Below are 23,449 nucleotides of genomic sequence, written 5' to 3' on the forward strand. Positions count from 1 at the left end.
TTCTTCAGCGGCCGTCGTCAATCCCCCATCGACCCTAAGTGGTGCGACACCGCAGCACGCGCCCGCAGCCTGGTGCTCTCACTACCCGCACTGTTTATGCGGTCAAGGAACAGGAGACGGCCCACCACCACATGCTCATCACGACGACGGATGGCACATCGACTGTCCGGCGACATTCGTCTCTGACCGGGGATCCGCATGCGGGCCGGGCGGCGGCCGTCGCCGAGGACGACGTGGCGCAGGTAGTAGCGGTACAACTGCCCGGCAGTGATCAGCTCGATATCCATCGTCATGCAGACCACGCCCCACGGTCCTGACCCACAAGAAAATCCGCTGCCGGGCCAGCCACTTTCCGATGTCCATGCCGTGGACGGTGATGCCGGGTGTGACGATCGTGGGGTCGCTTTCCTCGCGTACGAGTTCGCGTAGTGCGGCGTAGTGGCGTTGCCAGTCCGCCGGCCATGAGGGGTTCCAGTCCTGGTCCACGGCCTCCAGCGCGGTCTTCCGTTCGGGGTGGACGTGGAGGGCGGGGCGGCGGGGGTTGGACAGTCACTGGCCGATCGGCCTGCCCGTCCGTCAGGGCCTGCCAGACGTCGGCGAACGCCTGGAACAACTCGGCCTCACGCCGCCGGCCCCGGAGCCTGCGGAGCCCGCAAAGCCGTCCACGACGCCCGCAGGAGCCATCGAGCGGGACGTCGCGGCCCTGGCCCCCAGTACAAGGGCACGCACCGGCTCCGTGACAGCCCCGCGACGCGGACCGCGGGGACCAGGAGGAGCGGGACCTCCGGCTCGGGGCATGGATCGGGAACCAGCGCAGCAGGGCCTCAACGCTCACGCCCGAACGCATCGCTGTCCGCCATCGGCATGCGATGGGCGTAGCCATACAGACGGGCAGCGGGGCCGGACAAACGGTGTTCCGGGTTGGCCCGGGCGTTGGTCGCGCCGAGGGAACACCAGTGCTTCCGGGGCGGCCTACCGGGGTCTGTCCTAGCATTAGCTGGCTGAGTTCCGGCTACTTCAGGAGCCGGAAACCGGGCTGTTGGGCCCACGCTCGGAGGAATTCCGCCGAGCCGCACGCGGCGGGCCACGGATCGGTCATCGTTGCGATGATGCCGGGAAGGCCGGCCACGATTGAAACCTGATCTTCTCGCAGTTCGGCGTTGGCGACACCACCGATCACATCCATGACGGCGGCGGTCAGCAGGGCCGTGACGAGGTGGTCGACAGGACGGTTGCAGAACGCGATGACGTCGACCGCGTGGGTGGGGGTGAAGCCGATGAGGGGTTTTTGATCGACTTCGTCGGCCTGCTCGGCCTCGAAGATTGCTTCGTCACCGATCCCAGACCCCATGAGAGAGACCAGGACAGGCCGACGTCCGTCTACGTCCCCGGCATCCGCAATCCCGAGGCTCTCCGCGTGAATGTTCAGGTCGTACTCGCCGACCCGCTTCTCCTCAAACCGTGCCGAGGCGCCAAGCAGGAACTCGCGGAGCCGCTGGATCGCCACGCGAGGGACGGCCTCCGCCAACTCGATCACCAACACCGGTCCGCTCATGGCCCGGAGCCTAACCAGCCGGGAATGTGACCCCCCAACCGATTACTCAGCGTGGCCGCGTCGCTGAGTAGGTCCGGAGCGCGGTGCCGGGATTGCTCCCGGTCCGTTTCTCCGGACCTCTCGCCGAACCCGCCGTGCGTCTCTCAACGCAACGGGCTCTCCGCGGTTTCTGCCGTCAGACGCGGTTCGCAGGCTGCCATGGGTTGGGGATCGTGTTGGCCCGGTATCGGTAACGGCTGACTGTGACCGATGCGATGGGAAACAGTTCGATCCCGTTCGCCGCGGTGGGTCGCCACCGCCCGGTGGGGGTGGTGAACCGGCGGCGGACGTCGCCCCAGCTCCATCGGTGGCGTGTCCGCAGCATGCGGATCAGGCGCCACCACACGAAGGCGTCGAGCTTGGAGAAGACATGCTTGGCGACTGCGTGCTTGAAGTAGTTGGCCCAACCGCGCATGATCTGGGTGAGTCTGATCAGCACGGTGGCGAGATCCTGCTGCGATGTCCTGCCTGTCAGGGCACGAATCTTCGCCTTCAGCGACCGGATGGGCCGGTCGGCGATGAAGGTGTAGACGTGCCACTTGTTCGTGCCTCCTTTGCGTTTCCACTGGATGCGGAAGCCCAGGAAGTCGAACCCGTCGCTCATGTGCACGATCCGGGTCTTGGTCTGCGACAGACTCAAGCCGAGAGGTTCGAGCACGTCGGCGATCTCTTCGCGCAGTGCCGCGGTGTCGGCCTCGGCGCCGTGCACCAGGACGACAAAGTCGTCCGCGTAGCGGACGACCCGCCACGTCGGACGACCTCTGCGGCGCCGGTAGGCGCGTTTGCCTTCGGTCGACATCGTCCCGCCCGGCTCCCATGGCCCGTGCAGATGCTCGTCGAGCACCGACAGGGCGATGTTCGCCAGCAGCGGGGACAGGATGCCGCCTTGCGGGGTGCCGGTGAGCGTCTCCTTGCTCTCACCGAGTTCCGTGAGGACCCCCGCTTTGAGGAAGGCTTTGACCAGCACCAGGACGCGCTTGTCCTTCACCCGGTGCCGCACCCGGTCCATGAGGGCCGTGTGGTCGATCGAGTCGAAGCACGCTTCGATGTCCGCATCCAGCACCCAGCGGTAGCCTCGGGTGCCGAGGTAGTGGATCTCAGCGATCGCGTCCTGGGCCCGCCGTTGGGGCCGGAACCCGTAGGAGACCGACTTGAAGTCAGCCTCGAAGATCGGTTCCAGCACCAGCTTCAGCGCCGCCTGAACGACCCTGTCCGCGATCGTCGGAATCCCGAGCTTACGGACCTTTCCCGAGCCTCCCGGCTTGGGGATACTGCGTTCCCGCACCGGCAGAGGACGCAACGAGCCGTCCTTGAGGGCGGTTCGCACGTCGTTCAGGAACCCGGGAACACCGATCGACTCCTCGACATCCGTGGCCGTCAGGCCATCGACGCCGGGAGTCCGGGCTCCCCGGTTGCCCGCGACCCGGTCGAACGCCACCAACAGCGTCGCCGGGTCGTGCACGAAGTTGAACAGGTCATCGAACCGGCGGCCGGGATCGGCCACCGTCCAACGGTGAAGCTTGGTCTGCACCTCCAGTACCCGGGCCCGAGGGCCCAGAGCTCCGCCATTCGGCGGGGCATCTTCCGGCATTGCAGCATCCGTCCCTTCTCGATACCGCTGCCGCCCTTCCCCATGCGGCCGGCTCTCCCGGCCTCGGAGTACTACGACGGCTCCGCCCCGTCCCCAACCGATCAGCGGTCGATGCGCTCAGCCCCGGGCAACCTGCTGGACACAGGTGGCAGGGCGAGGTTCGGGACGGTTCCCGTGTTCACTGTGGTTCGCTCGATGAAGGAGGAGCCCGACTGTGTCCCTGCGGCATCGCCACGAGTACGCCGCAGACCTTCCTCATGGCCTCCAGGGCGGCTTCCATAGACCACCCCGGAGTTCTCCAAATCACCCGAAAGGATGACTCGGATACGCACCGCTTCCGGCCCTGATCCGCCAGGTTCGAGCCGGTGTCCCTTTGAGAGACGTAAAACGCCGGTTCCTCGCGTACTCCTCTCCATCACGCTTGCCGGACCCGCCCCATCTGGCAGTTCTGGGTACGTCCCGGCTTTGTCAGGGCCGCTCTCGCCCTCCCCGGCATCACCCGGACCAGGCTGCCCTCAGCTTCAACCCCACTGCTGCGACAGCGGGTTGGTGCAGGTCTTCCACCTCCACTCGAACCAACAGCGCCTCACGGCGCAAACAGAAGTTGAGCCAGAGCCCCTCCTCGCGTACGGAGCCATCGGGCCCATGGCGGATCAGGTCTCACGGACATGGTCGTTTGGGTGCGCGGTCACGATCATTAGTCCAGCAGGGAGAAGTCCATGTCGACGATGACGTCGTGGAAGGAGGGGTCTTCGCGAGTGACGATGTGGTGGCGCAGGGCACCGAAGAAGTCGTAGCCGTGGAGCAGGTCGTTGTGGTCTTGGATGGCATCCCGGACAACAATGCGCTCTGGTCGGTACCCGGGGTCGTCGTACTCAAGTGGCTGCAGGTGGGCGAGCCACAGCCCATCAAGTTGGCGGACGAGTTCGCGGACCTGTGCCTTCGAGGTGGTTCCTCGCGCCGCAGCCTCGGCGATGCTGAGTTCGCCGCCCTCCTGCAAGACCCGGCACAGCAACTGGCCGGCCGCCAGGGTGGTACGTCCCAGCTGGGCGGCGATCTTATTGACGGACTCTGCGGTGCCGCGCCGTTCTTCCTCATCGAGCTGTCCGCCATGCATGCGTTCCAAGGTGGAGCAGTACGAAGCGCGCGGGTTCGCGGATTCTTCAGAGTGCTGAGGCCGGAACCCGCCTGCCACTTTGCCGTTCTGGCCGCTGCGGGGAGCGGGTTCCGGTTGGATCGAGGTCGGCCTGTTGAGTGTCTGTGCGGCCGAGGTTGATCGATCCGGCCATATGGTCTCGACGTGCCGCCGCCAACCATGCATGGACTCATTCGACGAGGGCGCAGAAGACTTCGTGGCTGCTGGTTCACCTGTGCGCTATCCACCAGAACAGCAGGCTGACGATGCCTCCGCCTGTTGCTTGAGAGGCGCCGCGTACCAGGGCGAAGCCGATGGCGCGGCGGAGCCGGCTGGCGGTGGTGTGGTTTCGTGGCGACCGCTTGGGACGGCGGGGCTTGAGGGTGCTGATGCCTGTCATGACCGCTAGCCAAGCGGCAATGATGATGTGTGGGGCAGGCATTCCGGATCAAGCCGTATCGTGGGGCGCCAGGCTGCTGGTCAGCAGGGGCCTGGGGCTGATCTGTTCCGGATCCGGCCTGCGATCACGTCGGCGGGAGTTGGCGAGTCATGCGAAGGCACCAGCCGTTCAGGCCGCCGGGGGAACCCTCCTTGGTGTTGGCGGAGTTAGCACGGCTATGGGATCAGGCCACCGTCCATCGTCCCGGCCAGGTGACGCAGAAAGAGCTCGCCGAGGCCTCGGGTGTGCCACTTACGACGGTGAACGGCTGGGCGACGGGCAAAGCGGCCCCGCGTGATTTGGACCAGCTGGCCAAGGTGGGGCACACGTTGGCCGGCTGGGCCGGGGAACTCCCCTTGGCGCCACGCGCTTGGTCGCGGTTGATGGCCATCGACCGCGCCCGCCCGCAGGAGACCGCGGGCGCTGACAGTGCCCTTGAGGAACTAGTCGAGGGTGTGAACCAGCCGATCATGGTGTTCCTCGCGAACTTCGAGGTCTACCTGGAGCATGTGGGAGACATACGGGCCCAGCTGGATCTCATCCCGCAGGGCATGTGGCCGATCATCGACACCATCGCCTACCACAAGGCCGACGAGTTCCTCGAACTCGCCGGGCTGAGGGATGTTCAGCCCTTGTCCGAAGCCAGCGGACCACTTGACATCCGCGAGGCGCTCGCATTCCTGCTGAAGGTCGCCTGGGAGCGCGGCTATTTCATGACCCACTTCCACCGCCTGGAGTACATTCCCCGGCCCCGTCACCGGGTCAATCACATGGAAATCATGGACGAGATCTGCGGTGGACCGCTGGTGGCGGGCATCGAGGTCACCCTCCAGCGGGCCGTCTCGCTGAGCACTGCGCCGGGCCCAACCATAAAGAGTCTACGGTTAATTGATGAGCAATTGGCCCAGATCGTCCGGCCCCATCTCGACCAGTGGTGCGACACCATGCGCACCGCATTCGGCTATGGAATCCTCGCGGCTAAAGCCGAGGTCAAGGTCAATTCGGATGGCTCACGGCCCCCGGAAGACTGACGGCGCCTGAAACGCCCGGTCTGTCCTGCAGGATCCGCTGGGCCAGAACCCTGACCAACTCGATTCCGTCCGCCGTGCGCAGTGAATCCATCAGCCGGGCACTTGACCATCGTCGGCCGCTTGGGCACAGAGGTCGCGTGGCTCACTCACATGCGCGGGTCAGGAACACATGTTGTTGATGCAGGCCGCGCAGCGACCATTACGTCGCGGGAACGGCCGTCAGCGATGCATTGGGCCGGTGCCATGTCTTCGAGTTGAGTTTTCATCCCGATCATCCAGGCTCTGGCGATGTGACGCTTTCGGCTTGCTGGATGACGTTGAAGATCTGAATGGCGTCACGCAGTCGCGCCTCTGCGGCGGACGGTCGCGGACCGGGCCGCCCGGCAAGCAGGCAGCCGATGCCTGCCTCGCCGCCCGGATACGGGCCGTGCACCGCGAGTCGGGCGGCACCTACGGCGTCCCGAGGATCACCGCCGAACTCCGCGAGACGGGCGAGCGCATCAACCACAAGCGGATCGCCCGGGTGATGCGGAGCATCGGCCTGGCCGGAGTGCGGCTGCGGCGCAGGCACCGCACAACGACAGCGGACCCGGCCGCGGCCAAGGCCCCGGTGATCGGCCGCGACTTCACCGTCAGCGAACCGAACACCAAGTACGTCGGCGACATCACCTACCTGCCGCTGGAGAGCGGGAAGTTCCTCTGCCTGGCCACCGTCATTGACCTCGCCTCGCGCCGTCTGGCCGGCTGGGCGATCGAGGATCACACGCGCACCGATCTCGTCACCGACGCCTTGGCCGCCGCCGAACGCACCCACGGCAGCCTCGCCGGAGCTGTCATGCACACCGACCACGGAGCCCGGTACACCAGCCGGGCCTTCGCCGAAGCCTGCCGTCTGGCCGGCGTCCGCCAGTCGATGAGCGCGATCGGCTCGAGCGCGGACAACGCACTCGCCGAGTCCTTCAACGCGACGTTCAAACGCGAGACGCTCCAGGGCCGCAAGCACTGGTCCAGCGAGCGTGACGCCCCCCCTCGACGCGTTCGGCTGGCTGCACCGCTATAACACCCGTCGCCGTCACTCCCCCCTCGGACACCGCAGCCCGATCGCCTACGAAACAGCGTCCCGCACAACATCAACTACGCTGACACCAGCCGCATAACCCGTGTCCAGGATCCGGGGTCAAGGCCCGACGCCGGGAAGTTAGGGCGCGTCCTCGAACCGCACGCGGGTCTACGCCCCAGTAGTGCCGCCCTCGACATTCCCTTCGTGAGATGTCACCGCAGGCCAGCCGCTCGTAGCACACGCCGCAGCTGAGGAACCGGAATCGACGTGTTATTGATCTGCAGGCCCTAACTTCCCGGCCTTGGGTCAAGGCCCCTCGTCCGCAAACCGAAATTCTCGGTCACACCGCCGACCGGGTGCGATCAACCCGGCCGGCGTTCACTCCCCGCCCACTCCGGTCAGTGTGCGCAGCTCGGCCTCTTCGTCGCGGCGGGCATCCGGCCCGGTGCGGTGCCGGACACTGCCGAACCAGCCCAGCACGAAGCCGAGGGGGATCGTGACGAGCCCGGGCATCCGCAGCGGAAACCAGGCGAAGTCCCGATGCGGGAAAAGCGAGTCGGGTGTGCCCGAGACCAGCGGGGAGAACAGGGTCAGGGCCGTGACGACGGCGATACCGCCGTACAGGCACCACAGCATCCCGCGCTCGGTGTAGCGGTTCCAGAACAGGGTGTGGACGAGCACCGGCAGCACCACGGAGGCCGCGAGGGTCAGTGCCAGGTAGATGAGCGACAACAGGTTCCAGTCCCTCGACCACACCGCGAGAAGGATCGCAAGTGCTCCGACCACGGCTGTCGCGCCGCGGGCGAGCACCACTTCGCGCTTCGGTGACACGCGTGCGCGCAGCAGCGCTTGGGTGAGGACGTCGTGAGCGACCGAAGACGCCGCGGCCAGGAGCAGACCCGTGACGGCGGCCAGCGCGGTGGCGAAGACCGCGCACCCCATGGCGGCGACCAGCACGCCCGAGCCGTCGCCGAGCGCCCGGGAGAGCAGCAGCACGCTGGTCGTCCCGTTCAGGTCCGAGGCGCCGATCGTCGCCGAGCCGACGACGGCGGCGGCGCCGAGTCCCAGCACCACGGCCGCTGCGCAGAAGACGCCGGTCAGGCTCACGGCCCAGCGCATGGACACGCGGGCCGCCCTCGCGCTGCGGGCTCCGTACAGCCGCATGGTGACGTGCGGCATGGTCGCGGCGCCGAGGACGATGGTGAGCTGGAAGCCGAGGAAGTCGAGTCGACCGGTGGACGAGTCGCCGAACTCGAGGCCGGGACGGAGATAACCCTCGCCCCTGCCGCTGCCGGCCACCGCCGCGTCGAGGAGCCTGCCGGGGTTCCACCCGAATCGGTTCAGGACGATGCAGGTCACCACCGTCACGGTGGCGAACAGCACCACGGTCTTCACCATCTGCACCGCGGCCGTGCCCCTCATCCCGCCGAGCGCCGCGTAGCAGACCATGAGCACGCCGATGATGACGGTGCAAAGGGGCTTCGCCTCGTTGCCGGTGAACCCGAGCAGGAACGTCACCATCGCGCCGGCACCGGAGAGCTGCACCGTCAGATAGGGCAGGGTGACCGCGAGGGTGACGACGCCGACCGCGATCCGCACCCTGCGGCCGGTCAGCCGGCCGGCGATGGCGTCGCCCATGGTGTAGCGACCGGAGTTGCGCAGGGGTTCGGCGAGGAGGATCGCCGTCAGCAGCAGTGACATCACGGTGGCGCATGCCACCAGCATGCCGTCGTAGCCGGCCAGCGCGATGACGCCGGTGGTGCTGAGCACCGTGGCCGCGGAAATGTAGTCGCCCGCAATGGCCAGCCCGTTCTGAAAGGACGTCAGTGCGCCGGTGCCGCTGTTGCCGGTGTAGAACTCGGCCGGATCGTCCTTCTCGGGGCCGGCCAGCACGCACAGCAGCAGGCACAGAGCGACGAAGACCATGAAGACCACGAGGGTGGTGCCCGGCGAGGCGGAGGACGGGCCGCTCATGCCGTCGCTCCCTTCGTCGCGGCGCTGCGCCGTTGCGCGAGATAGGACCGGAGCCGGTCGGCGAGCGGATCGATGCGCTCTGTCGTATGCCGGGCGTGCCGGACGAGGACGGTGGCGACGAGACCCATCTCCCCGAGGCCGAGAGCCATCCCGAGGGTCAAGTGGCCCGTTGTCCGCGCTCCGATCAGGGAGGGGGCGAGGCAGGACAGCGCCGCGTACGACAGATGGCCGCCGAGTACGAGTCCGACGGTGCTGCGCCGCAGCGAGCGGTGCGCCCGGCGCAGCGCCGCCGCGTCGGCCCGTACGTATGCCAGGGGGTCGCCCGTGACGGTCACGGTGGGACCGGCCCGGTGGCTACGCGGAATCCAGGGCTCTTGAAAATCGTCCGATGCTGTCACGAGCTGCCTTTCCGGATGCGCTGATCAGGGGGCGAGGCGAGGGTCTGCGCGAGGTTGGGCGCGGAGCCGTTTTCTGTGTGCCGCGGCCAACCCGTTGCCGTGGGCGAACATCCTGACCGCCGGGCGCGGGCCCACCCATGGACCCGCGAACAACGCTGGGCCGACATGACTGTTCCGTGTGACAAAGCCGGTTCGGGGCTGCCGGCGGTACCGCGGGCAGCGGGCCTCGACGGTCCGGCGCACCGCATTGACAGCGGGGGCCGCCCGCAACGCACCGCGGGCGCCCGGGGATCCCGCGAGCACCGGGGGATCCCGCGAGCACCCCGAGGGCGGGCCTATCGCAGGCCGGGGATGATCCGGGCGGTCTGCAGCGCGGTGGCCAGGTCCGCGACGTCCCGGGGGTTATGCAGTGAGCGTCCGGTGAGTGTCTCGAGTCGGCGGAGCCGGTAGCGCACGGTGTTGGGGTGGCAGTACATGGCCTGTGCGGTGTCCGCGACCGAGCCCCCCGCGGTGAACCATGCGTCGAGCGTGCTGATGAGCAGCGAGCAGTCCTCGGTGGGCAGTTCGCGCAGGGGGCCGAGGATCGTCGAGACGACCCGCTCGGCTTCCGCGGGCGCCGCCGCGACGAGTACCGCGAGCGGCGCGGTGTCCTCGAACCGCGCGAGACCGGCCTCACCGGCGGGCAGTGTCCCCCGGGCGAGGCGGGCGAACTGCAGGGCCTGCGGAGTTTCCCGCAGTGAGGTGAACGGCCGGCTGACGCCGATGCGCGAGACCGCTTGTCGGCCCAGTACCTGCAGAGCCCGTTCCCGCATCCGCACACTGCGCGAGGACACCACGCCGATCTGCTCGTGGGGCAGCAGCCGCCAGGCCGACCTGACCGCCTCCGCCTCGAGCCGCGATTCGATGTCGGCAAGGGCCTGGCGCCCGATCGCGGGAGTCTCCGCGGCCACCACGACGAAGTCGCCCTCCAGCGGCAGCCGCAGGATCTCGGCGGTCTCCCAGAGGGTCCGTTGCCCGTCGATGAAACCGGCGAACAGCGCCTCGACGAGGACGGAACGCTCGTGCTCGCGCTGCAGCATCAGTTGGGCGGAGGCCTCGCGGTAGCCGCTCACCATCGTGTCCGCGTACTCACCGCTCATCCGCCAAATGTCGGCTGCGAGGTCGACCAGTTGGGAGTCGCCGAGCCGGCTGCCGGCGCGGGCGAGGGCGACCAGTTCCTCCCAGAAGCAGCCGAAGCCGATTCTGTAGGCACTGAGTACCTCGGGAAGCGGGGCGCCCTGCAGGGCCCGTTCCCGGCCGGTCGCCCGTGGCGCCTGAAGGGCGGCGGCGAGGCCGCCGCCCGCGAACTGCTGCAGGACTCGCATGACGTTGTCGTGGACCGACTGCCGCAGCGCGTCACGCGACACCGAGCCCCCGGCCAGGTAGAAGCCGACTTCGGCCCGGATGCGGTCGACGATCGTGTCGGTGAGCCGATCCGCCCCGGCGAACAGGGAGTCGACGACTGCGGGATCGAGCTCTGCGTGCACGTCGGCACTCTAGTGCGGCCCCTTCCCGCCGCACAGAGCCCGGCAGACATGCGTCCGGCCACCCGAGCGCTTCGTCGCACAGATACTTGGTCGCACAGCGCTTCGTCGCCAGTTGCTTCGTCACGCACGTCGAGTCGTCGCCCGGCTCTCCGTGTCCGGGGTCTCCGTGTCCCGGGCCTCGGTGCCCCAGGCCGCGGTGTCCGGGCCTCGGTGTTTCGAGCGGAGCCGGTGAACCGCCACAGTCGTCCGAACCCGCCGGCTACCGGGAGGCCTGGCGGCACACCGTCACCGCGGCGTCGCCCGGCACGCCGGACTGGGGCAGGCCGCTGCCAGGCCGGCGAGAACACTGGGGATACGAGCCGAGAGACGCATGAGGATGCACCTGCTCGACGTCCAGCGGATCAGCTCCCGCGGCACACCAGCGACGTCATGACCGGTCGGCGGCCAGCGGTGACGGTGCGCGGCTCGGAGGCCAGCCCCAGAGCCTCGCACGCCTCAGCCATCACGACTTCGTCGTAGAGCGCCGAGGCGGCCACCGCGTGCTCGTAGAGGGCCTCGGAGTGCACCGAGCCCCAGATGCCTTCCCCGTTCTTGTCCTTCTGCGGGCGCTGAGCTTTGACGGACAGAAGGAGATGGTCATGCAGGAGCGGCATCCCGGAACGCGCCTCGTAGTGACGGAACCTCGCGGCGACCAGACCATGCGCCGGGCGAACCTGATAGACCCCCTTGGCGCCGAAGCGAAGGATCGCGGCCTCGTCCTCGATCCAGGCGAGCACGGCAGCAATCGGACACTCGTGCGCGGCCTCGTTCACAGCCCGCGTCTCCTCATCCCCGAGCGCCCACAGCAGGGTGAGGGTCGGCTGTGGTCGGAAGACCAGATCGAACCCAGTGACCTTCACCCGCCGACCGAGCGCCCCGGTCCGGCGCGCGGCCGCGGGCTTCTTCCCAGCGGCGAGCTGGTCGGCCTCAATCCGGTCAGCGTGCGGGTGCCGGCCTTCGCCGAAGAGGTTGCGCAGCTGCGCTTCGGTGACGACGTCGCCCGCCGCCAGGCCGAGGACGGCAAGGCCCCGTCCCATCCATCGCCCGGCCGGGACACCGACCTCTTCCTGAGCCCTGGCGAGTGGTGTGCGGGCCGGACGCCGGCCGTCGCCAACGACGACCTGACGCAGGTAGTAGCGGTACATCTGCCCGGGGGTGTGGTCGGGGCCTGTGTGCTGGGCGGGGTGACGGGTGGGGCGGGATGTGGCTTGTTCCTAGGTAGAAGCCCTTCAGGCAGGCCGCTGCGGTCTTCAACGCGCTGTGCCCGTACGGGCGTTTTCCCTCCCGCAACGGCAACCCGAAAGGCCCCGGATAATCCGGTCTGAGTGGGCCGCGAGCGAGTGCTGCAGTTCTGCGTGGCGGAATTGGTAGGCGGGACCCGAGTAGCACATGAAGCCGACCGAGCAAGCCCAGTCCAAGAAGCGCCCCATCCGGAAAGGCAGTTGTCGGCGCGAGCACAGCAGGAAGACCAGGTAGCGTCGCACGGCGCCAACCGCGATCACGCACGTCTTCGGGCCCGGCGAACGCGCCTTCGCTCGCCTCAAATCCTGGCGACTGCTGCGACAAGCATGCTGCTCGACCAACCGCATCGACCGGACCGTGGCAGCCGTTCACACCTTCTTGACCTGCCAATACTCAGGATGAAGGAGGTTCACTCGGACACAGTTCTCGTTCTGCCGCTCCGCTTCGGGCGTGACCCTGCCGATGCGTTCGCTGTTGAGGACCGCCTCATACGATGCGGAGAGGACACGGAGAAATGATGCGATTAGCCAGTCCAGCAATACACCTGTACCTGCTCACCAATTTCCCGTTTCTGGATGATTAGTTCTGCCAACCCATGAAGAATGGTGAAGGCGATAGGCTGATCGATTGTCATGCCGTCATTTGCTTTCTCGGCCACCCACCACCGCACCAATTCTTCGATCTGGTGATTGGAGGCAGAACCGAGTGCGTCTGCGAGCGCATCAGAAACGGCGAAGATTGCAGGACCTTCCTCGATCTCCGCGATCACTTCGGGAAGGTCATCCTCGACAAGCTCCTCAAAGGAACGGCCGCAAAGGCGAGCCTCCCAATCCAGAAGAGCTTCCTCGGCGTCAAAATTCCCAAACCAGGCCATAGGGAATTGCACACCGGGACCTGCCTCCAGTGCGCCAATCGCATCCTCTCTCGACGCCACGAAAAACTTCACCGTGTTACTCACGACTTTTATCCTTCTATTTCCTTGGCAACTAGACGCCCAGACGCTGCTGGGTCGCCCACAGTTCGATGCGGGCGACCCAGTTGACGAGTAAGCCGACATTATGACTCATCGGCGAATAGCTCTGACATCACTGCCAGAGAATTCCCACCCCCGGACCATACCGGGGGCTGTAATCGTACACATGCTGGCCCCACATCACCTCAGTCGTCAGATCGTACCAGCCAATGCCCGGCACACTTGTACCTGTGTTGACCCAGTCCGGCCCTGGCATGCCGCTGGGAGTCGAGAAAAGTTCACCAAGCGCCGGATCATTATCAGTCAACTCCTTCACCCGACGATCGAGAATGTTTCCCTTGATCGTGTTGGCCCGGGATGGCCTTCGAGCAATCCTTGCTAGATCTTTCGCGGAGTACCCAATGATTCCCGAATCCCACTCAGAAAGTGCCTGATTCGTGTACTTGAGCAGACGCGAGGCCAGTACATCTGGATTGTCAATCTTCTTTCCGCCTACGTCGACTACACGAGCCCCGCAGTCGGCGCAGGCTGCACCTTGGGCGGAATCGTCCCCAGCGGCACTCGTAAGCGGCTCTCCCACGGCGGGAAGCGACATACAGGTATTGCCGGCGGTCCAGTCGGCGGCGGGGTTGCAGTAGGCGACGCCGGTGCCGGGGTCGAGGAGGTTGCCGCCGCCGGTGCACTGGAAGCCGAGGAGGCCTCCGGTGCAGCCGTTGCTGTTGTCCAGGGCGCTGCCGTTGTCCGGGGAGCTGCCGTCGCCCGTGGGCCGGTAGGCGGTCGGATCGGTGACCTTGCCGGGCGCCGCGCCCTTCGAGTGGACCGGCTTGGCGTCCGACGGTCCCGTGCCGGGCCCGTCGGTGCCGTTCTGGCGCGGACTCTCGTGCCCCTTGGGCTGGCCGGTCGGCCGCTTGCCCGGGCTCTCCCGCAGGCCGTCCTTGGCGTTCGGCGGGGGCGGCGGAGGCGGCGGCGTCGCACGGACGTCACAGTTGCTGTAGCCGGCGGCGAGGACGAAGATGCCGAGTTCGGCGCCCTCCTCCGCACCGCCCCAGGACAAGCCCGATCCCAAGGAGCCCAACAGGCTGGCGCCTCCGCCCAACCAGCCCCAGAAGCTTCCCGAACCGCCGTGATGGCCACCGCCACCACCGCCTCCGCCACCACCGGAGAAGCTGAAGAGATTCGCCTCCCTTCCCACTTCGGCGGCTATCTCGCGCTGTGCCGCGGCGATTTCGTCGCTGTAGTCCCGGCTGGGGCTGCGGCGGGGCCGGGGGTACGAGTAATCAGGGTGGTAGCTGCTGGAGTAGGTCGGGTGATAGCTGCTGTAGCCGGGGTGTCCGCCCGACGTGCTGCAGGCGTTGTCGCCCGACGGGTCGGCGTTACTCAGCGGGTCGTCGTCGCCGTAGGCGTATGCGTTGGCGTTGACGGACGGAATCGGGGGCTGGCTGGTCGCGTCGTGGCTGGTGAAGTCACCGTTCGACGGGTCGTACCAGCGGCTGGCGGTGGCCACCCGGTGGGAGCCCGGATCGGTCCAGCCGCCCTGGTAGCCGAGGTCCTGCTGGGTGCCGCTGGTGGCGGTGGTCTTGCCGTAGGGGTCGTAGGCGGTGGAGCCGGCGAGGGTAGTACCGGTCGCCGTGAACGTGGCGGTCAGGTCGCCGTGCTGGTTGGTATAGGCGAGTGCCGCGCCGCCGGGGCCGTTGACGCCGAGGAGGTCGCCGGCTGGTCCGCGGCCGAACGTTTCGGTTCCGTCGGAGACCACCTGGTCGTCGGTGCCGTCGTAGGCGAAGGTGCTGCTGCCCGCGGCGGCCAGGCGGCCGAGGTCGTCGTGGGTGTAGGTGGTGCTGCCGTCCTTGGTCAGCTGGTCGAAGGCGTCGTAGGTGAGGGCCTCGGTGCCCGAGGCGCCGCTTACGGAGGCCATGGTGCCGCGGGCCGTGTAGGCGTACGTCGTGGAGGACGAACCGGCGGTGGTGCCAGTGAGCTGGTTGCGGGCGTTGTAGCTCGCGGTCGTCGTGGTGGATCCGTTGGTGACGCTGGTGCGGTTGCCGGCGCCGTCGTAGCCGTAAGTCGTGCTGGTCGAGCCGTTGTTCCACGAGGTCAGGCGGCCCGCCTTGTCGTAGCCGTAGGTGTTGGAGGCGGCGCCGGCGGTGCCGGTGGTGGCCTGCGACGTGAGATGTCCCGCGTTGTCGTAGCCGTAGGAGGTGGATGCCTCGGTCGCACCGCCCGGGGCCGTCAGCTGGTCACTGGTGAGCCGGTGCTGGGCGTCGTAGCCGAGGCTTCGGGAGGCGTTGCCGCTGCCGCCGTAGGCGATGCCGGTGACCTGGCCGCCGGAGTTGTAGGTGTAGCTGAGGACCGTGCCGGTGGCCGGGTCGGTGGCCGTGTCGACCTGACCGTCCGGGTTGTAGGTGAAGGTGGCCGTGCCCGTCTTGTCGGTGCGGGAGGTCAGCAGGCCGTCGGAGTTGTAGCTGTAGGAGGCGTTGCCGGACGGGCCGGAGGCGGAGAGGATCGCGCCGCGGTCGTCGTAGGTGTAGGTGTCGGTACCGCCGGGAGTCCCGGTGGAGGTGAGGCGGCCGTCGGCGTCGTAGCCGAAAACGCGGTCCGCGGTGCCTGCTTCCGCGCCCGTGCCGGTGGTTCCGGTCAGGCGGCCGTCGGCGTCATACGTGTTCGTGAGGGTGACGCCACCGGGGCGGGTGGTGGTGACCGGGTTGCCGTTGGCGTCGTAAGCGACGGTCGTGGTGCGGTCTGCGGTGTCGGGGAACGCGCTGGTGCTGGGTTCGATGGCTGACTCGGGTTGGCCGAGCGTGTTGTAGGTGGTGATGGTGGCGTTGTCGTCGCCATTGGTGTAGCGGGTGCGGTTACCGGCGGCGTCGTAGCCGAAGCTGGTGGTGATCGTCGAGGTGGAGCTGACCGGTTCGGTCTGCTGGGTCAGTGCGTCGCTGGCGTCGTAGGTGTAGGTGGTGGTGTTGTTGTCGGCGTCGGTGACCGAGGTGGGATTGCCGGCCGGGTCGTAGCCGTACGACGTACCGCTCAGCGTTGTGCCGGAGGCGTCCAGTTTCGCTGTCGCGGTCAGGCGGCCCGCGGCGTCGTAGGTCTGGGTCGCGGCGGTTCCATCAGGCAGGGTGGTCCTGGTCAGCCGGCCGTCGAGGTCGTACGTGTAGCGGGTGGTGTTGTTGCGGGCGTCCGTGGTGGTGAGCTGGTTGCCCGCGTCGTCGTAGGTGGCTGTGGTGTGCTCGCCACCGGGCAGGGTGACGGAGTTCGGGTTGCCTGCCGCGTCGTAGCCGAAGCTGGTGGTGTCGGTGGTGACGGTCGGCTGGCGGACGATGACGCTGGAGGTGACCGGGCGGCCGAGGTCGTCGTAGGTCTCCTGGACGACCGCGCCGGTGGGGTCGGTGGAAGACAGCGGCTCGCTGTCGGCGTCGTACGTGGTGTGGCTGGTGGGCGTGGTGCCGCCGGCGGCCGGCTGTTGGATCAGCGCCGCATCGCCGAGCTGGTCGTAGGTGTAGTGGGTGGTGTTGTTGTCGGCGTCGGTGGCAGCGGTGAGGTGGCCGTCCGCATCGTAGGTGGCGGTGGTCGTCGGTGTGAGGGACGTGCTGGAGCCCGGCGGGGTGTAGGCGGCGTCGGAGACCGCGACCTGCTCGCCGTCGGCGTCGTAGGTGTAGGTGGTGATGTTGCCGTCGGGGTCGTCGACGGCAGTCTGGTCGCCGAAGGTGTCGTAGCCGTACAGGGTGATGGGGTGGACCGCCTGCGGCGTGCCGCCGTTGGTTTCGGCGTTCACCGTCGGTGCGGTGACCTGGGTGACCTGGCCGGCCTGGTCGTTGGTGTAGGCGGTGGTGTAGTTGGCGGGGGTGGCGCCGGAGACGTTGCCGCGCGGGTCGGTAGTGGAGGTGAGCAGGCCGCGCTGGTCGTAGGTGTGGGTGGTGAGCAGGTTGGTGGAGCCGTCGTGGACGGTCTGGGAGGTGACGTCGCCGATGGTGTCGTAGGCGTAGTCGGTCTGTTCGGTGGTGCCGCCCTGGGTGACGGACTCGGAGGTGAGGTCGCCGTCGGCGTCGTAGCTGTCCGACGTGGTGGTCTTGTTCTGGCCGTAGGGGTCGAAGACGGATGCGGTGACCAGGCCAGCGGGGTCGACGGTGTAGTCGGTCTCGATCAGGGCTGCGGTGTTCTGCTGCTCGGTCAGGTGGCCGGCGGCGTCATAGGCGTCCTGCTGGAGGATCTTGGTGGTGGTGGAGCCGTCCGGGTTGTGGAAGTTGGCCAGGTAGCTCTGGATGAGCAGGTGGTTCCAGTTGTAGTAGTAGTCGGTCGTCCGGCCCATCGCGTCGGTGTCGGACGCGAGCCAGCCGGCCGGGTCGTAGGCGCGTGAGTCCAGCACCAGAGAGATGGGCGAGGAGGGGTTCTCCGGGTCTCCGGTGTAGTTGGTCAGAGTGGTGCTGAGCAGTTCACCGGTGGGTGAGTAGGCGTACGCGTAGGCGTTGCCGTCCGCGTCGGTCTCCGCGTTGCGGTTGCCGTAGGCGTCGTAGCCGTAGGTGGTCTTGCGAGTCGCGGCGTCGGTTACGGAGGCGAGCTGGTCGTAGGAGTTGTAGGACCAGGTGGTGGTACGGGTGGTGTCGCCGCCCGTGGTGTCGGCGACGGCTTCGGCGGTGGTGTTGCCGTCGTCGTCGTAGGTGTAGGTGGTCTGCGGGGTGTGGGTGCTGCCCTTGACGGCGTCCGTGGTGGCCGGTCCGGTGGCGGTGACGACGCGGTCCTGGCCGTCGTAGGTGTAGCTGGTGGTCACGCCGGCCGGGTAGGTGTCGGAGGTCTCGGTGCGGGTGAGGCGCCGGCCGAGGTTGTCGTAGGTGTAGGTGGTCTTCAGCCCTGAGGGTGAGGTCACCTGGGCCACGTCGCCGGCACGGTCGTAGGCGTAGGTGGTGGTGTTGCCCTTCGGGTCCTTGCTGGACGCCAGGAGGCCGGCTGGTTCGGTGCCGCCGCCGATGGCGGCCTCGGTGCCCGCCGTGTACGTCTTGGTTACGGCGTGCTGGTCGGGATCCGTGGAGGTGAGCAGGTGCCCGTAGGAGTCGTAGGCGTAGTCGGTGGCGTAGGTGGTGTCGGTGGCACTGACGGAGCGCGGGTCGGCGTAGGAGGTGGGCTCGTCGTTGCGCGGGTCGGTGACGCCGTACGTGCCGGAAGCGGGGTAGGTGGCGTAACTCGTGGTGGTGTCGCCGTGCATGTCGCTGGTGGTGCGCGACAGTGCGTCGCCACGCGTGTTGTACGTGGTGGTGGTGAAGTTGCCGTCCGGGTCGGTGACCGTGGCCAGGAAGCCGCCGGAGTCGTAGGAGTAGGAGGTGGTGTGGCCGAGCGCGTCGGTGACCGAGATCAGGCGGGAGCTGTTGGCCGGGTCGTAGCGGTAGCTGAGGGTCTTGCCGGTGGGGTCGGTCACGGTCGCTGTGGTGACCGGGGTGGCACCGTTGGAGGTACCACGCGCGGCGTACTGGGCGGCCACCGTCTGGGTGCTCAACGCCTGGTTGAAGGTGGAGACCTCGGCGATGGAGCCGTTGAAGTAGCCTTGGGGGTTGTTCGAGGGCAGGGAGGGCCAGGATCCGGACAGGTAGCCCGCACCGATGGAGACGACATTCTCGCCGGTGAAGTCGAGTTGCTGGCCGGTGCGGGTGTCGGCCTGCTGGCCGTCCAGGTTGAGGGTCTGCTCACCGTCGGTGTTCACCGTGAGCACGGCCTGGTGCCACTGTCCGTCGTTCACGGGGTCCGGGGACTCCATGGGCGAGAGCAGGTGGTCCCACCACTGTCCGTACAGGTGGCCGTCGGCGCCCACGTACAGGGCGGGGGTGTAGTTGGCCGACAGGGTGGTGCCGATGGGGCCGCTCTGGTAGCTGAACAGGGTTTCGCCGGAAGCGCTGGTCTTGAACCACAGCTCGATGGAGAAGTTCGCCGAGACCTTGCCGCCGTAGATCGTGGTGGAGGGCAGGGACACGTAGGAGCTGGTGCCGTTGAAGGACGCAGAGGTCTCCGGGCTGCCGGTGAACAGTCCGGGAGCGCCCAGGGTGACGTTGTTGTAGGTGGCGGGGCCCGAGGACCACCAGTTGGAGGCGGTGGTTCCGGCGACCTCGTTGGCGGCCTGGTTGCCGGACGTGTCCTCCAGGCGCCAGTAGTTGGGGGCGGCCTGGGAGATGACCGCGTCGCGGTAGTAGGCGCCGGAGCCAGTGGTGGTGGCCTGGCCGAGCTTCCAGGTGCCGCCGTCGGCGTCGGTGATCTGGGTGGCCTGGTCACGGGAGGCGTCGTAGGCGGCGGCCAGCGCGGTCTTGCCCGAGGGCAGGGTGATGCCGGTCAGCTCACTCGCGGCGTGGGTGCCTGCGGTGTACTCCTGCTGGACGGCCGGGAGGCCGAGCGCGTGCGTGTAGAAGGCGGCCTCGGCGACCGAGCCGTTGAAGAAGGTGCGGTAGCCGGTGTTGCTGGAAGTGCTGTAGTGCGGCTCGTCGGGCCAGTGTCCGCCGATGAATCCGGTGCCGATGGCGTCCACCGGCTGGCCGGTCACCGACACCTGCCCGGAGAGGGTGCCGACAAGGTTCCCGTCCAGGTACAGCGACTGCGTGTTCCCGGCGGCGGACAGCGCGGCGTAGTGCCATCTGCCGTCGGCGACCGAGGACGAGGTGGAGATCGGCGAGACGCTGCCCGCCCAGAACTCCCCGTAGAGCTTGCCGGAGGTGCCGACGTACAGCGCCGGCGTGTAGTTGCCGGGCGTGGAGCTGCCCGTCAGCGCATCCTTCTGGTAGGAGAACAGCACACCGGAGGCCGTGGTCTTGAACCACATGCCGACGGAGACGTAACTCGCCGAGGTCAACAGGCTGTTGGGCAGCGAGACATAGCCGCTGGAACCGTCGAAGGTGGCGGCGGTGGTCGGCGAGCCGGGCAGCGGTCCGGCCGTGCCGTGGGTCACGCCGCCGGTGTAGGTGCCGTCGTCATTGCCCTCGTTGATCGCGACCTCGCTGGCCGCGGAGGTGCCGGAGGACTCGGCGAGGCGCCAGTACGAGGAGGGGTTGGCGTCCAGTACGGCCGTGCGGTAGTGCGAGCCGGAGGACGACCCCGAGGTGTAGGAGTAGGCAGTGCACGCCGTGGTGGAGGTGGGCGGGCACACCCGGGTCAGATCGTCGCCGCTGTAGGAGTACGTCCAGGTCTCGGCCGCGCCGCCGGAGGTGGCCGGGTCGGTGGCCACCTGGGTGACATGGCCGCCGCTGAAGGTGAAGTGCAGCGAGCGGCTGCTGGTCGTGTTGGTGACCGTGGCCAGGGTGCCGTCGGCGTTGTAGGAGAGTGTCTCGCTCCGCCCGGACGCGTCCGTGATGGTCTGCAGCTTCCAGGCCGAGCCGACCTGCTCACCGAACGTGTAGACGGTACCCGACTTGTCGGTGAGGGTGTAGCCACCGCCACTGACCGTCTGCAGCGTGGCGTAGGTGCCCTGCGGCGACGTGAACGTCGTTCCGTCGGCGTTCAGACCGAACCGCACCGCCTGGCCGTTGGCCATGGTGACCACGACCGCGCCGGAGCCGTCACCGTCCGGCAGCGCCGACATGTCGTACAGCGTCGACCAGCCCGCGCCGAACAGGGTGGTGCCGGTGCGCGGGTCGAGCGAGTTGTAGGAGCGCTTCACCGACAGCGCCGGTCCCGCCACGGACACGTCCGCGTCGGTCGTGGCGGTGGTGTAGTTCCCGACCCTGGGGGTGAAGGTCCGGCCTGCCGGGCCCTGTGCCGCCGCGCCGAGATGAGAGGTGATCAGCGGCTGGGGGACGGTGGTGGAGAAGTACGAGGGGTCCGCCCAGGCGCTCTGGGCGTCGCCGTCGCTGTCCGACACGATCCAGTAGTACGACTGGTTCCAGCCCAGTTTGGCGGCCGGGACGGTCCACTGGGTCTTGCTGACCGAGCCGGAGTCCGCCACGAGGGACGGCTTGCCGGACGTCGGGTTGGTGTAGACCTGGAAGTCGTAGGTGAGGGCGCTGCCCGGGTAGTTGTCCGGGTCGCTGCCGCTCGCGAACAGCTGCGGCGTGAGGGAGCCCGCCACGACGTTGGAGGGCGGCGAGGTCGAGTCGATCTGCGGCGGGGTGTCCGCGGAGGTGAACTCGGCGCAGGTCTGCGGCACGTTGTAGGTGGAGTAGAACGAAGTGCCGCTGGTCAGCATGTCCCAGCACACGTAGTACTGGCCGGGTGGCTCCGCCGGGAGCGTCCCGGTCATCGTCAGCGAGGAGTTGGGGCTCACCGAACTCGTCACGTACGTCTTGGTGGCGTTGGTGCTCAGCTTCGTCCACGACGTGTTGTAGATGTCGGTGGCCAGCTGAGTGCTCGACGTCGACCAGGAGGCGGTGCCCCGGTTGGTGAGCGACACCTTCATCGAGCCGGTGGTGGTCGCCGTGGGCTCGGTGTACGTCTGCTTGGGGATCGAGTAGTCGGCGCCGTAGCTGCTGTAGGTGACCGACAGGTAGGGCGGGTAGGAGGAGTTGACGCTGGCGAACTGCTTCCACGCCGCGACGACGGAGTTGTTCGCGGTCAGTGCCAGGCCGTTGTTGTAGACGGTGCCGTGGGCCCAGCCCTCCAGCAGTTTCACGCCGGCCGCGCTGGGGTTGTCGCCGATGTCGATGCCGTGCCAGGAGGAACCGCCGCAGCTCGCCCCGGCCTCGAAGCTGGAGGAGCCGATCGTCGAGCCGTACGACAGACCTGGATAGTTGGCGATGGTGCCGACGTTCCAGGAGCTGGTGATGCCGTGGACGTAGACGGGTTCGGCGGTGCAGCCGCCGGACCACACGTCGTCCAGGTACAGCGACGCCTGCTCGATGTAGTCGTTCTTGAACGTCGAACCGAACGACCAGTTCAGGACATAGCTGTTGGCCTTGTGGCTGCCACCGTCGTACGAGCCGACCTTCAGCACCGAATCCGTGGAGAAGTTGATGTCGTACGGCGTCTCCACATAGGTGCTGGAGGAGGCGTTCAGGTTCGTCGGGTCGACCTTGACCGGGAACACGCGGGCCTTGTCGTGCAGCCAGGACTTATCCAGCGCCACCCGCAGCGCCGGAGCGCCGTCCACGGTGGTCAGGCTGTAGGACACCCCGGTGGACGTCGCGCCCTCGCCGGACACCTTGCCGATGTTCGCGTCCTCCATGTAGCCGTGCGGGATCGTCACCCGCACAGCGCCCTTGGAATCCTTGAACACCACGCTGCCGTCCGAGGTGAGGGACGGTGCCAGCCCGGTCAGGTGGAGGGGAAACACCCAGGTCGTCGGGGCCGAAGCGTCATGCAGGAGGAGGGTCTCCTTCACCCCGCTCGAGGTGACCGAGTACTTCAGGTCCGAGGAGGTAGCGATCTGGGGATAGGTGATCGCGTTGCCCGATGCCTGCCCCGTCACCGCGGATGCGCCCTGCAGTGAATAACCGACCTGTTCACTCGCCGACGGCCCGTATGAGACCAGGAGCGAATCGTTTCCGCTCGCAGCGAAGTCGGCCGGCGCGGAGTCGGCACGTTCTGTCCAGTGACCGTCCGAACCCTGCACCAGAGTGCTGTCGATGTCGGCCCAAGTGCCCTTCGCGGTGCGGTAGTGCACCGGGCGGCTGTAGACCCGCGCGGTCAGGGTGCCGTCCGCGTTCCGGAACACCGACGTGTTCCCGGTGCGGTCCTTGACCACCTCCACGCCGCCGGCCTTCGGCCCGGGTATGTGCGGGTCGCCCTGCTGCGCCGACGGGCCGGCACCAGCTGCCTTGGCCGCCTTTCGCTGAGACTCCTTCAGCAAGGCCGCCCGTATCCGGGCCGGGGGCGAGACGCGCTTCGGCGCAAGCTGCCCCTGCGGACGGAACGAACCGCGCTCCTTCGCCCTCGGTACATGAGTCGAGGACGGCGGAAGCGCACCGTGCACCGGCTTGGCCTTCGGGCTGGAGGCGCTGCCTTTCGTCCGTAGCGCCGCCGACTTCACCTGATGCGGCAGCCCGGCCGCCGAACCCGTCCGCTGATGGGGCAGCACCGCGGACCCCGATGTCAGGGCGTGCGCATCGATGACCGCCTGGGCCGACTGCGTCCCCAGCGCCACGAGCAGTACGCCACTGACCGCGAGCGCGATCCCCCGCAGCCAGCGCCGCTGCACACCGCCGGCCAGGTGGGCGGTGACGGACGCCAACCTTCTGCCCGCACCAGACGACACGCGGAACTGACGGTGACTCATCGCACAACCCCCACAGGCAGGACACATCAAGGCCTCACCCATGGAGGCGCAAGCGGAAGTTGTAGCGGGCACCTGGAGGGTTGATCAACAACTCGACGATACTTTCCCGCCACGACTTGGCGTGATCAGGACCCCTTGCGCCGGATTTGCCCCTGCGATCTTGGGCAAAGCTTGGCCCGTCGATGCTCGGCCTTGACCAGCATTCCAGGCCCCCGGTCACCGCCCCACGCAATGTGGTAGAACCTGGCTGGCTCCGTGCGCTCCCCGTGCATGCCG

12 protein-coding genes and 3 pseudogenes are annotated in these 23,449 nt (G+C 67.8%); 3 read left to right on the forward strand and 12 right to left on the reverse strand.

The window, feature by feature from the left end:
* Nucleotides 1-17: 17 nt before the first annotated feature.
* From ACIP94_RS36670 to ACIP94_RS36695, 6 genes and pseudogenes are all read right to left on the reverse strand, one after another.
* On the reverse strand, nucleotides 18-293 hold the full coding sequence (locus ACIP94_RS36670; RefSeq protein WP_402435953.1) for a hypothetical protein: 276 nt from the start codon (nucleotides 291-293) through the stop codon (nucleotides 18-20).
* A 46-nt stretch (nucleotides 294-339) separates the two neighbouring features.
* Nucleotides 340-486, reverse strand: a pseudogene (locus ACIP94_RS36675) (helicase associated domain-containing protein); the annotation flags it as partial.
* Between the two features lie 526 nt (nucleotides 487-1,012).
* Complete coding sequence (locus ACIP94_RS36680; protein WP_402435896.1) at nucleotides 1,013-1,555, reverse strand: DUF6368 family protein; 543 nt, start codon at nucleotides 1,553-1,555, stop codon at nucleotides 1,013-1,015.
* Between the two features lie 175 nt (nucleotides 1,556-1,730).
* Nucleotides 1,731-3,185 carry a group II intron reverse transcriptase/maturase gene (ltrA, locus tag ACIP94_RS36685; protein WP_402435899.1) on the reverse strand — a complete coding sequence of 485 codons (1,455 nt, stop codon included), beginning with the start codon at nucleotides 3,183-3,185 and terminating at the stop codon, nucleotides 1,731-1,733.
* Nucleotides 3,186-3,882: 697 nt separating this feature from the next.
* Entirely contained in the window at nucleotides 3,883-4,311 is a 429-nt protein-coding gene (locus tag ACIP94_RS36690) for a hypothetical protein (protein WP_402435902.1), read from the reverse strand.
* A gap of 238 nt (nucleotides 4,312-4,549) precedes the next feature.
* Nucleotides 4,550-4,720 (reverse strand): hypothetical protein, encoded by a 171-nt coding sequence (locus ACIP94_RS36695; protein ID WP_402435905.1) that lies wholly within the window; start codon nucleotides 4,718-4,720, stop codon nucleotides 4,550-4,552.
* A gap of 251 nt (nucleotides 4,721-4,971) precedes the next feature.
* On the opposite strand from ACIP94_RS36695, the gene ACIP94_RS36700 reads away from it, so the two are divergent.
* Nucleotides 4,972-5,790, forward strand: a complete 819-nt coding sequence (locus ACIP94_RS36700; RefSeq protein ID WP_402435908.1) for a helix-turn-helix domain-containing protein — start codon at nucleotides 4,972-4,974, stop codon at nucleotides 5,788-5,790.
* Between the two features lie 361 nt (nucleotides 5,791-6,151).
* A pseudogene (locus ACIP94_RS36705) lies at nucleotides 6,152-6,775 on the forward strand (IS3 family transposase); the annotation flags it as partial.
* A gap of 453 nt (nucleotides 6,776-7,228) precedes the next feature.
* Here ACIP94_RS36705 and ACIP94_RS36710 read toward each other — a convergent pair.
* The 4 genes from ACIP94_RS36710 to mobF form a co-directional block, all read right to left on the reverse strand.
* Entirely contained in the window at nucleotides 7,229-8,824 is a 1,596-nt protein-coding gene (locus ACIP94_RS36710; RefSeq protein WP_402435911.1) for a cation acetate symporter, read from the reverse strand.
* Nucleotides 8,821-9,159: a DUF485 domain-containing protein gene (locus ACIP94_RS36715; protein ID WP_402435914.1), complete on the reverse strand. Its 339-nt coding sequence runs from the start codon at nucleotides 9,157-9,159 to the stop codon at nucleotides 8,821-8,823. The genes ACIP94_RS36710 and ACIP94_RS36715 overlap by 4 nt, the downstream gene beginning before the upstream one ends.
* Before the next feature lie 398 nt (nucleotides 9,160-9,557).
* A complete protein-coding gene (locus ACIP94_RS36720; protein WP_402435916.1) occupies nucleotides 9,558-10,748 on the reverse strand; it encodes a PucR family transcriptional regulator in 1,191 nt (396 codons plus the stop codon).
* 401 nt (nucleotides 10,749-11,149) lie between these two features.
* The gene (gene mobF / locus ACIP94_RS36725; RefSeq protein WP_402435919.1) at nucleotides 11,150-11,932 is read right to left on the reverse strand and encodes a MobF family relaxase; all 783 of its coding nucleotides are present in this window, start codon (nucleotides 11,930-11,932) and stop codon (nucleotides 11,150-11,152) included.
* A 345-nt stretch (nucleotides 11,933-12,277) separates the two neighbouring features.
* Here mobF and ACIP94_RS36730 point away from each other — a divergent pair.
* Nucleotides 12,278-12,431, forward strand: a pseudogene (locus tag ACIP94_RS36730) (IS5/IS1182 family transposase); the annotation flags it as partial.
* A gap of 121 nt (nucleotides 12,432-12,552) precedes the next feature.
* On the opposite strand, the gene ACIP94_RS36735 reads toward ACIP94_RS36730, so the two are convergent.
* On the reverse strand, nucleotides 12,553-12,987 hold the full coding sequence (locus tag ACIP94_RS36735; RefSeq protein ID WP_402435922.1) for a hypothetical protein: 435 nt from the start codon (nucleotides 12,985-12,987) through the stop codon (nucleotides 12,553-12,555).
* 127 nt (nucleotides 12,988-13,114) lie between these two features.
* Nucleotides 13,115-23,128 (reverse strand): LamG-like jellyroll fold domain-containing protein, encoded by a 10,014-nt coding sequence (locus ACIP94_RS36740; RefSeq protein WP_402435925.1) that lies wholly within the window; start codon nucleotides 23,126-23,128, stop codon nucleotides 13,115-13,117.
* Nucleotides 23,129-23,449: the final 321 nt, after the last annotated feature.

Source organism: Streptomyces sp. NPDC093261, assembly GCF_044753645.1.
Taxonomy (GTDB): Bacteria; Actinomycetota; Actinomycetes; order Streptomycetales; family Streptomycetaceae; genus Streptomyces.